The sequence below is a fragment of the Kitasatospora sp. NPDC059571 genome (assembly GCF_042735675.1).
GTDB lineage: Bacteria > Actinomycetota > Actinomycetes > Streptomycetales > Streptomycetaceae > Kitasatospora.
Window position 1 is genome coordinate 1 of sequence record NZ_JBHWBW010000309.1, and the last position, 9,437, is coordinate 9,437.

Sequence of the window (9,437 nt, forward strand, 5' to 3'; positions counted from 1 at the left end):
GCACCCGACGGCGCAGCGCCGCCCCCGCCGGACGGCGCCGAGGTCTTCCGCCGGGAGGGCGGCCTGTGGCTGCTGCGCTACGCCGGCCGCGAGGTCCGGGTGGCGGACAGCAAGGGCCTGCACGACCTCGCGGTGCTGCACGCACCGGCCGACACCGGGGAGGCGATCGACGCCACGGCCCGCGCCGCGTACCGGCGGCGGCTGGTGGAGCTCGGTGCGGAGGCGGACGAGGCCGACGCGGCGGGGGACGGCGAGCGCTCGGCCCGGATCGCCGTCGAGCGGGACGCCCTGGTCGCCCAGCTCTCCGCCGCGTACGGGCTTGGCGGCCGGGTGCGGCGCACCGGGTCGGCCGCCGAGCGGGCCAGGACGGCGGTGACCGCGCGGATCCGCACCGCCGTCGGGCGGATCGCCGAGGTGCACCCGGAGCTGGCCCGGCACCTGTCGACGGCGGTGCGGACGGGGACGCTCTGCGAGTACCGGCCCGAACGGCGGCCCGACTGGCGGCTGTGACCCGCGGCGGCACATCGTGCGGCCGGTCCGCACGCCCCGTCGGCACCCGAGAAGGAGGAGCCGACCATGCCCCGCACATCGAAGGCCGAGTCGCCGGTCGTCGTGGACGAACCGGTGATCGAGGCCCGCTACACCCGACTCGACGGCTACACCGTGGGATTCGAGACCTACCGGGAGGACGCCGACCCCGCGGAGCTCTTCCGCGGCCTGCCAGGCGACCGCTGCCAGTGCCCGCACTGGGGCGTGGTGCTGAGCGGCCGGGTGGTCTTCCGCTACGCCGACCACGACGAGGAGTTCCGTGCCGGCGACGCCTACTACGGCGCCCCCGGCCACCTGCCGCTGGTCTTCGCGGGTACCGAGCTGATCGAGTTCAGCCCGGCGGCCGAGCTGGAGCGGACGATGGCCGTCGTGTCGCGCAACCTGGCGGAGGTGACGGCATGACCACCACGACCCGGACCGGCACGGTCGAGGAGCTGGCCGACGCCTTCGTGGTGTTCCTGGAGACCGGCGTCCCGCCCGAGGGCCTGTTCGCCGACGACGCCTTCTGCGACTTCACCATGCCGCAGTGGCGGCTCCAGGCCGTCGGACGGGACGCGCTGGTGGCGATGCGCCGCCACAGTCACCCGGGGATCGGCACCGTGCCGCGCCGCCGCCTCGACGCCACCCCGACCGGCTTCGTGCTCGAACTGGAGGAGCGCTGGCACGGCGGGGGCGAGGACTGGTACTGCCGGGAGATGTTCCGCGCCGACGTCGCCGACGGCGCGATCACCGAGCTCTCCGTCTACTGCACCGGCGACTGGGACGGCGCCCTGCAGCGGCGGCACGCCAGGGAGGTGCACCTGCCGCGCCCCTGACGCCGTGTCGGCCGCGGGCCGCGCCCCCGGGCCCGCCCCGGGCGGGGGGCCGGGGGGCTTTGCGCGGGCCCGCCCCGGGGGGGGGGGAAACAGCCCCCCCCCCCCCCCCCGCGGGGCGGCCCGCCGCGGGGGGGGCCCCCCGGCCCGCGCGCGGGCGGGGGGGCCGCGGGGCCCCCCCCGCCCCCCCGGGGGGGGGCCCCCCCGCCGCGGCTATTCCCGGTGACCGCACGGTGGCGGAGTGAAACAGGCCACAGCCGCACCCCCTGCTGCGATGCCGCCGATCATGGCAGAATGACGGCAGAAGTAGTGACGTTCAGCGCACTCCGGGGTCGGTGAAAATCCGAACCGGCGGTTACAGTCCGCGACCCGTCCGCAGCCAGCGGCCGGTTGACCAGGTGAAATTCCTGGACCGACGGTTAAAGTCCGGATGGGAGGCGTGCGCGGCGGACGAGTACGGCCATGGCCCGGGCACGGGCCGTGGTGCAGGTGTGCAGGAGGGCTCCGCCCGGCGAAGGTGCCGTGCCGAGGGGCCGCCGGTGCGCCGCCGTCCGCGTCATCTCCCATGCCGCCCCGGAGTCCGCGCCCCAAGCGCGAGGAGAACCCGGGTGTTCACCGGCATCATCGAAGAGCTCGGCGAGGTCGTCTCCATCGAGGAGATCGGCGACTCCTCGCGTATCCGCCTGCGCGGCCCGGTGGTCTGTTCCGGTGCGAAGCACGGCGACTCCATCGCGGTCAACGGCGTCTGCCTGACCGTGGTCGACAGCCCCGAGGAACTCGCGGCGGGCAGCGGCGAGTTCAGCGCCGACGTGATGGCCGAGACGCTGCACCGCTCCAGCCTCGGCGCGCTGCGGCCCGGTTCGCGGGTCAACCTGGAGCGGGCCATGGCGCTCGGCGCCCGGCTCGGCGGCCACCTCGTCCAGGGCCACGTCGACGCCACCGGCGAACTGCTCTCCCGCGCACCCGGCGACCTGGACGCGGACGGCACCCCCCGCTGGGAGGTGCTGCGCTTCTCGCTGCCGCAGTCCATCACCCGCTACCTGGTGGAGAAGGGCTCGATCACCGTGGACGGCGTCAGCCTCACCGTGGTCGACGCGGCGCTCGACTCCTTCAGCGTCTCGCTGATCCCCGCCACCCTCGAACTGACCACGCTCGGCGCCAAGTCGGTCGGCGACCCGGTCAACCTCGAGGTGGACGTCCTCGCCAAGTACGTCGAGCGGCTGCTCGACACCCGGACCCTGCCCGACCACCTCGCGAAGGACGCCTCGTGAACGCCCTGACCTCGGTCGCCTTCACCGCCTTCGGCGAGCCGGTGAAGTGGGCCGACATGATCGGCAACCTGCTCGGGCTGACCGCCCTCGCCCTCGGCTGGCGCCGCGCGGTGGCCAGCTGGCCCGTCCAGCTGCTCTCCGGCGCCGTGCTCGTCGCCGCCTACCTCGGCGGCCACGTCCCCGGCCTGATCGGCAAGCAGCTGATCGTCATCGCCACCGCCGCCTGGGGCTGGGCGCAGTGGCGGCGCGGCCGGCGCGACAGCGGGGGCATCACCGTCCGCTTCGCCACCTGGACCGAGCGCGCCGTCCTGGTCGCGGCCACCGCCGCGGGCACCACCGCGCTCGCGCTGCTCTTCCGGGCCTACCCCGAGCTCTCCTGGAGCCCGTGGTCGGACGCCTACATCTTCGTCGGCACGCTCGCCGCGATGTACGCGCAGGCCCGCGGCTGGGTGGAGTTCTGGTTCGCCTGGATCGCGGTCGACGTGGTGGGCGTCCCGCTCGCCTTCAACAGCGGCTACGCCTTCTCCGGCCTCACCTACAGCATCTACTTCGTCCTGGTCCTGCTCGGCCTGCGCGCCTGGTGGCTGAGCACCCGCACCGCCCGTCCCTCGCTCACCAAGACCCCGCAGGGAGCCACGGCATGACCGCCAACCAGACTGACGACCTCGTCCTCGACCCGGTCGAGCGCGCCATCGCCGACATCGCCCTGGGCCGCGCGGTGATCGTGGTCGACGACGAGGACCGCGAGAACGAGGGCGACATCGTCTTCGCCGCCTCCGCCGCCACCCCCGAGCTGCTCGCCTTCACCATCCGCTACAGCTCCGGCGTCATCTGCGCCCCGATGACCGGCGAGGAGCTCGACCGGCTCAAGCTGCCCCCGATGACCGCCGTCAACGAGGACCGCAAGGGCACCGCGTACAGCGTCTCGGTGGACGCCCGCGACGGCGTCGACACCGGCATCTCGGCCGCCGACCGCGCCCGCACCATCCGGCTGCTCTCCTCGGCGGGCACCGAGGCCGCCGACCTCACCCGGCCCGGCCACGTCTTCCCGCTGCGCGCGGTCGACGGCGGCGTGCTCGTCCGCCCCGGCCACACCGAGGCCGCGGTCGACCTGTCCCGGCTGGCCGGCCTCGCCCCGGCCGGTGCGATCGCCGAGGTGGTCAACGACGACGGCACCATGGCCCGGCTGCCCGAGCTGGTCGCCTTCGCCCGCGAGCACGGCCTCGCGATCATCTCCATCGAGGACCTCATCGCCTACCGGCGCCGCACCGAGCTGCACGTCGACCGGGCCGCGGTCACCACGCTGCCCACCGCGTTCGGCGACTTCACCGCCGTCGGCTACAAGGGCACCATCGACGGCGTCGAGCACCTGGCGCTGGTCGCCGGCGGCCTGGACGCCGGGGGCCGGCTGCCGGAGGGCGAGGACGTGCTGGTCCGCCTGCACTCCGAGTGCCTCACCGGCGACGTGCTCGGCTCGCTGCGCTGCGACTGCGGCCCGCAGCTGCAGGCCTCGCTGCGCCAGGTCGCCGAGGCCGGCCGCGGTGTCGTCCTCTACCTGCGCGGGCACGAGGGCCGCGGCATCGGCCTCACCCACAAGCTGCGCGCCTACGAGCTCCAGGAGCAGGGCCGTGACACCGTGGACGCCAATCTCGACCTCGGCCTGCCCGCGGACGCCCGGGACTACTCGATCGGCGCCCAGATGCTCGCCGACCTCGGCGTCCGCTCGCTGACCCTGCTCAGCAACAACCCGCACAAGCAGGCCGCGCTCACCGAGTACGGCCTCAAGGTGAAGGGCCGCCTGCCGGTCGCCGTGCGCGCCGGCGAGCACAACGAGCGCTACCTGCGCACCAAGCGCGACCGGATGGGCCACGACCTGCCGTGGCTCGACTCCGAGTCCTGATCCACTCCGCCATCCACCCCCACACACCAGAGGACGTACGCACGTGAGCGGCCACGGAGCCCCCGAGCTGAACATCAGGAACTGCGCCGACCTGCGGGTCGCGGTGATCGCCGCGCAGTGGCACGAGCAGGTCATGGGCGGCCTGCTGGACGGCGCCCACCGCGCCCTCAAGGAGCTGGGCATCGAGGAGCCGACCGTGCTGCGGGTGCCCGGCACCTTCGAGCTGCCGGTCGCCGCCAAGCACCTCGCCGAGCGCGGCTACGACGCCGTGGTCGCCCTCGGCGTGGTGATCCGCGGCGGCACCCCGCACTTCGACTACGTCTGCGAGGCCGCCACCATGGGCCTCACCCAGGTCGCCGTCGACACCGGCGTCCCGGTCGGCTTCGGCGTGCTGACCTGCGACAACGAGCAGCAGGCGCTGGACCGCGCCGGCCTGCCGGACTCCTCGGAGGACAAGGGCCACGAGGCGGTCACCGCCGCGGTGGCCACCGCGGTGGCGCTGCGCGGGGTGTCGGAGCCCTGGCGGTAGCGGTTGTCCCACCGGACTGTCCACGGTCCGGAACCGTTTACCGTCGGTCAGCCCGCACCCCGTATGGTGAGCTCATCATGGCTTCGAAGACATTCGAGGAGCTCTTCACCGAGCTCCAGCAGAAGGCCGCCAGCGGCGACCCCTCGTCCTCCCGCACCGCGCAGCTCGTCCAGCAGGGCGTCCATGCGATCGGCAAGAAGGTCGTCGAGGAGGCCGCCGAGGTCTGGATGGCCGCCGAGTTCCAGTCGGACGAGCAGACGGCCGAGGAGATCTCGCAGCTGCTGTACCACCTTCAGGTGATGATGATCGCCCGCGGGCTGACGCTCGACGACGTGTACGCGTACCTCTGAGCACTCCGTGCCAGCCACCCCTACCACAGTGAAGGACTCGCCTCTCATGCTCCGCATCGCCGTCCCCAACAAGGGTTCTCTCTCGGGTCCCGCGGCGGAGATGCTGCATGAGGCCGGCTACCGCCAGCGCAAGGACCCCAAGGAACTCGTGCTGGTCGACCCGGAGAACCAGGTCGAGTTCTTCTTCCTGCGCCCCCGTGACATCGCCGTCTACGTCGGCTCCGGCCGGCTCGACGTCGGCATCACCGGCCGCGACCTGCTGCTGGACTCCGGCGCGGACGCCGAGGAGGTGCTGGCCCTCGGCTTCGGCGGCTCCACCTTCCGCTTCGCCCGCCCGCTCGGCGTCCAGGTCGAGGACGTCCAGGGCCTGGAGGGCATGCGGATCGCCAGCTCGTACACCGGGCTGGTCGAGCAGCACCTGGCGGAGCACGGCGTGAAGGCGACCGTCACCAAGCTGGACGGCGCCGTCGAGACGGCCGTCCAGCTCGGTGTCGCCGATGTGATCGCCGACGTGGTGGAGACCGGCACCAGCCTGCGCAACGCGGGCCTGGAGGTCTTCGGCGAGCCGATCCTGATCTCCGACTCGGTGGTCATCCGGCCCAAGGGCTCGGGCGAGGACGCCCGGGTGGAGCAGTTCCTGCGCCGGCTCCAGGGCGTCCTGGTGGCCCGCCGCTACGTGCTGATGGACTACGACATCCGGGCCGAGCGGGTCGGCGACGCCGTCTCCCTCACCCCCGGCCTGGAGTCGCCGACCGTCTCCCCGCTGCACACCGAGGGCTGGGTGGCCGTCCGCGCCATGGTGCTCCGCAAGGAGGCCCAGCGGATCATGGACGACCTGTGGGGCATCGGAGCCCGGGCCATCCTGGTCACCAACATCCACGCCTGCCGTCTCTGATTCGTTCCGGGCGGGGCCGGCCGGCCCCGCCCGCACCCTGGAGCCACCGCGTTGTCCACCCCCGCCCCGCTGCCGGTGACCTGGTCGCCGCGCCGCAACCGCTACGTCCTGCTGCCCATCTGCGTCGCACTGGTGGCGGTCTTCACCGCCGTCGCCTTCGCCATGCCGCCCAACTGGCAGGCCAACGACCGGATCGCCATGGTCAGCAGCGGGCTGCTGTTCGCCGCGGTCGGCCTGATGCTGGCCCGGCCGAGGGTCAGCGCCGACGACGAGGGCGTCACGGTGGTCAACTTCGTGCGCAGCCGCCGGCTCGCCTGGGCCGAGATCGTCCGGGTCAACCTGCGCGCCGGCGACCCGTGGGTCGTCCTCGACCTCGCCGACGGCACCTCGCTGGCCGCCGTCGGGATCCAGCCCGCGGCCGGCCGGGAGCAGGCGATCAGCGCCGCCCGTGCGCTCCGCGACCTGGTCGACGACCGCGGGACGGCGCGGCGCTGAGCGCCCGACACCCCGGGCCCGTTGCACGCCTTCCGAATCGTCTACGCTGGTAAAGCCGGGGCAAAGGTCCCGGCCGCCGCCGTACCGACCAGAGGAGTGACACTCCCCGTCCATGGACGATCCGTCCGGTAGTACCCGCGCCGCCGCACCCTCCAGCCAGGGAAAGCGGGCGGCACTGTGATCACCGCCTGGCTGCTGCTGGCCGCCGCGCTGCTGCTGATCCTCGCGAACGGCCTCTTCGTGGCCGCCGAGTTCTCCTTCGTCACCGTGGAGCGCGGCACCGTCGAACGCGCCGCCCGGGCCGGCGACCGCCGGGCCACGGCCCTCTCCCGGGCACTGCGGCACCTCTCCTTCCAGCTCTCCGGCGCCCAACTCGGCATCACCGTCACCTCGCTGGTGGTCGGTATGCTCGCCGAGCCGGCCCTCTCCGTGCTGCTCTCGCCGGTCTTCACCGCGGTCGGCCTCTCCGAGTCGACGGCCCGCGGCACCGCCGTCATCGTCGGCCTGGTCGGCGCCACCGTGCTGCAGATGGTCATCGGCGAGCTTGTCCCCAAGAACTGGGCGATCTCCCGCCCGCTCCAGGTCGCCTACGCCGTGGTCGGCCCGCAGCGGGTCTTCTCCGCCGTCTGCCGGCCGCTGATCGCCTTCCTCAACGGCTCCGCGGACCGCATCGTGCGCGCCCTCGGCATCGAACCGCAGGAGGAGCTCGGCCACGCCCGCAGCCCCGCCGAACTCATCGCGCTGGCCCGCCACTCGGCCCGGGCCGGAGCGATAGACCAGCAGTCCGCCACGCTCTTCGTGCGGACCTTCGGCCTCGGCGAGCTCACCGCCGAGAGCGTGATGACCCCGCGGATCGACGTCGTCGCGCTCCAGCACGACGCCACCGCCGCGGACGTCCTCAACCTGGCCCGCGCCACCGGCCTCTCCCGCTTCCCGGTCTACGTGCAGAGCCTGGACGAGGTCACCGGCACCGTCACCCTCAAGGACGCCCTCGCCGTCCCCGAGGAGCGCCGCTCGCACACCCGGGTCGTCCACCTCGCCTCCGCGCCGCTGCTCGTCCCCGAGACCCTGCCGGCCGAGCCGCTGCTGGAGCGGCTGCGCCGTCAGCAGCCGATGGCCATCGTCGTCGACGAGTACGGCGGCACCGCCGGCGTGGTCACCGTCGAGGACATCGTCGAGGAGATCGTCGGCGAGGTGCAGGACGAGCACGACCCGGCCGACATCCCCGACCTGCGCCCGATGCCGCCCGAGAACGGCCTCCCGGTCTGGGACGCCGACGGCCTCACCCGGATCGGCCAGCTGGAGGCGATCGGCCTCCAGGCGCCGGACGGCCCGTACGAGACGCTCGGCGGCCTGATCGCCGACCTGCTCGGCAAACTGCCCGCCGTCGGCGAGCAGGCCGAACTGCCCGGCTGGCGGTTCACCGTGCTCGCCCTGGACCGGCACCGCACCGGCCGGGTCCGCATCCAGCGGATCGACCCCGAGCTGGCCGCCGACCGCGAGGAGCGCGACCGATGACCTTCCTCCAGCTCGCCGCGGCCGTCCTGCTGCTGCTCGGCAACGGCTTCTTCGTCGGCGCCGAGTTCGCCGTCATCTCGGTGCGCCGCAGCCAGATCGAGCCGCTCGCCGAGGCCGGCAACCGGCGCGCCCGCACGGTGCTGCACGCGCTCACCAACGTGTCCGCCATGCTGGCCGCGGCCCAGCTCGGCATCACCGTCTGCTCGCTGCTGCTCGGCGCGCTCGCCGAGCCGACCATCGCCCACCTGCTGCACGGCCCGTTCCACGCCCTCGGCGTGCCCGCGTCGATGATGCACCTGCTCAGCTACGCGGTCGCGCTGGCCGTGGTGGTCTTCCTGCACATGGTGATCGGCGAGATGGTGCCCAAGAACATCGCCCTGGCCGGCCCGGAGAAGGCCGCGCTCTGGCTGGGCCCGCCGCTGGACGGGCTCGCCCGGGTGCTCGCCCCGTTCATCCGCTTCCTCAACGCCTTCGCCAACGGGCTGCTCAGGCTGCTCCGCGTCGACGCCAAGGACGAGGTCGAGTCGGTGTTCACCAGCGAGCAGCTGCTGCACCTGCTCGCCGACTCCCGCGACGCCGGCCTGCTCGACGAGCGGCGCCAGGAGCGGCTGGAGGACGCCCTCGAACTCGGCGAGCGCCCGGTCACCGAGGTGCTGCTCACCCCCGGGCAGCTGGTCACCGTCCCCGGCGGGGTGAGTGCCCGGGAGATCGAGGCCCTGGCCGTGCGCACCGGCTACTCGCGCTTCCCGGTGCTCGACCCGGCCGGCACCGTCACCGGCTACCTCCACCTCAAGGACGTCCTCGACGTGGAGGACCCGGACGCGCCCATGCCGGACCGGCTGCGCCGCCCGGTCACCGTGCTGCGCGACGTGCTGCCGCTGGACGACGCGCTCGGGGCGATGCGCCGGGCCGCCGCGCACATGGCCGCCGTGGTGGACGCCGACGGCCGCCAGCTCGGCGTGGTCACCCTGGAGGACGTCCTGGAGGAGCTGGTCGGCGAGGTCCACGACCCGGACCACCGCCCCGCCGCGCTCTGACCGGGGCCGCCTCAGGCGGCCGGACGCACCGTCCGGGCCTCCGGGGACGCCGAGAGGATACAGCCCGAGGCGAGCGCGGCG

The 9,437-nt window shown here is 73.7% G+C and carries 11 protein-coding genes, 1 pseudogene and 1 riboswitch; all 12 genes and pseudogenes read left to right on the forward strand.

Annotation, left to right across the window (positions count from 1 at the left end; genetic code table 11):
• Positions 1 to 510, forward strand: a pseudogene (locus tag ACFV0G_RS27270) (ATPase); the annotation flags it as partial.
• 66 nt (positions 511 to 576) lie between these two features.
• Positions 577 to 951: a hypothetical protein gene (locus tag ACFV0G_RS27275; protein WP_380553348.1), complete on the forward strand. Its 375-nt coding sequence runs from the start codon at positions 577 to 579 to the stop codon at positions 949 to 951.
• On the forward strand, positions 948 to 1,364 hold the full coding sequence (locus ACFV0G_RS27280) for a hypothetical protein (RefSeq protein ID WP_380553351.1): 417 nt from the start codon (positions 948 to 950) through the stop codon (positions 1,362 to 1,364). Before ACFV0G_RS27275 ends, ACFV0G_RS27280 begins: the two co-directional genes overlap by 4 nt.
• Before the next feature lie 315 nt (positions 1,365 to 1,679).
• A riboswitch (FMN riboswitch) is annotated at positions 1,680 to 1,807 on the forward strand.
• 162 nt (positions 1,808 to 1,969) lie between these two features.
• Positions 1,970 to 2,632 carry a riboflavin synthase gene (locus ACFV0G_RS27285; RefSeq protein WP_380553354.1) on the forward strand — a complete coding sequence of 221 codons (663 nt, stop codon included), beginning with the start codon at positions 1,970 to 1,972 and terminating at the stop codon, positions 2,630 to 2,632.
• Positions 2,629 to 3,276 carry a nicotinamide riboside transporter PnuC gene (locus ACFV0G_RS27290; protein WP_380553357.1) on the forward strand — a complete coding sequence of 216 codons (648 nt, stop codon included), beginning with the start codon at positions 2,629 to 2,631 and terminating at the stop codon, positions 3,274 to 3,276. The genes ACFV0G_RS27285 and ACFV0G_RS27290 overlap by 4 nt, the downstream gene beginning before the upstream one ends.
• On the forward strand, positions 3,273 to 4,532 hold the full coding sequence (locus ACFV0G_RS27295) for a bifunctional 3,4-dihydroxy-2-butanone-4-phosphate synthase/GTP cyclohydrolase II (protein WP_380553360.1): 1,260 nt from the start codon (positions 3,273 to 3,275) through the stop codon (positions 4,530 to 4,532). The genes ACFV0G_RS27290 and ACFV0G_RS27295 overlap by 4 nt, the downstream gene beginning before the upstream one ends.
• Before the next feature lie 43 nt (positions 4,533 to 4,575).
• Positions 4,576 to 5,061, forward strand: a complete 486-nt coding sequence (ribH, locus tag ACFV0G_RS27300) for a 6,7-dimethyl-8-ribityllumazine synthase (RefSeq protein WP_380553363.1) — start codon at positions 4,576 to 4,578, stop codon at positions 5,059 to 5,061.
• A gap of 77 nt (positions 5,062 to 5,138) precedes the next feature.
• Entirely contained in the window at positions 5,139 to 5,411 is a 273-nt protein-coding gene (locus ACFV0G_RS27305) for a phosphoribosyl-ATP diphosphatase (protein ID WP_380553366.1), read from the forward strand.
• Positions 5,412 to 5,457: 46 nt separating this feature from the next.
• Positions 5,458 to 6,306: an ATP phosphoribosyltransferase gene (gene hisG, locus ACFV0G_RS27310; RefSeq protein ID WP_380553369.1), complete on the forward strand. Its 849-nt coding sequence runs from the start codon at positions 5,458 to 5,460 to the stop codon at positions 6,304 to 6,306.
• 51 nt (positions 6,307 to 6,357) lie between these two features.
• Positions 6,358 to 6,801: a PH domain-containing protein gene (locus ACFV0G_RS27315; RefSeq protein ID WP_380553372.1), complete on the forward strand. Its 444-nt coding sequence runs from the start codon at positions 6,358 to 6,360 to the stop codon at positions 6,799 to 6,801.
• 177 nt (positions 6,802 to 6,978) lie between these two features.
• On the forward strand, positions 6,979 to 8,319 hold the full coding sequence (locus tag ACFV0G_RS27320; protein WP_380553375.1) for a hemolysin family protein: 1,341 nt from the start codon (positions 6,979 to 6,981) through the stop codon (positions 8,317 to 8,319).
• A complete protein-coding gene (locus ACFV0G_RS27325) occupies positions 8,316 to 9,356 on the forward strand; it encodes a hemolysin family protein (protein WP_380553378.1) in 1,041 nt (346 codons plus the stop codon). Before ACFV0G_RS27320 ends, ACFV0G_RS27325 begins: the two co-directional genes overlap by 4 nt.
• Positions 9,357 to 9,437 lie beyond the last annotated feature (81 nt).

Bases quoted from the DNA above. Each gene is read 5' to 3' on its own strand.
- ACFV0G_RS27325 (WP_380553378.1), top strand. From the start codon at position 8,316: ATGACCTTCCTCCAGCTCGCCGCGGCCGTCCTGCTGCTGCTCGGCAAC.
- ACFV0G_RS27275 (WP_380553348.1), top strand. From the start codon at position 577: ATGCCCCGCACATCGAAGGCCGAGTCGCCGGTCGTCGTGGACGAACCG.
- ACFV0G_RS27280 (WP_380553351.1), top strand. From the start codon at position 948: ATGACCACCACGACCCGGACCGGCACGGTCGAGGAGCTGGCCGACGCC.
- ACFV0G_RS27305 (WP_380553366.1), top strand. From the start codon at position 5,139: ATGGCTTCGAAGACATTCGAGGAGCTCTTCACCGAGCTCCAGCAGAAG.
- ACFV0G_RS27295 (WP_380553360.1), top strand. From the start codon at position 3,273: ATGACCGCCAACCAGACTGACGACCTCGTCCTCGACCCGGTCGAGCGC.
- hisG (WP_380553369.1), top strand. From the start codon at position 5,458: ATGCTCCGCATCGCCGTCCCCAACAAGGGTTCTCTCTCGGGTCCCGCG.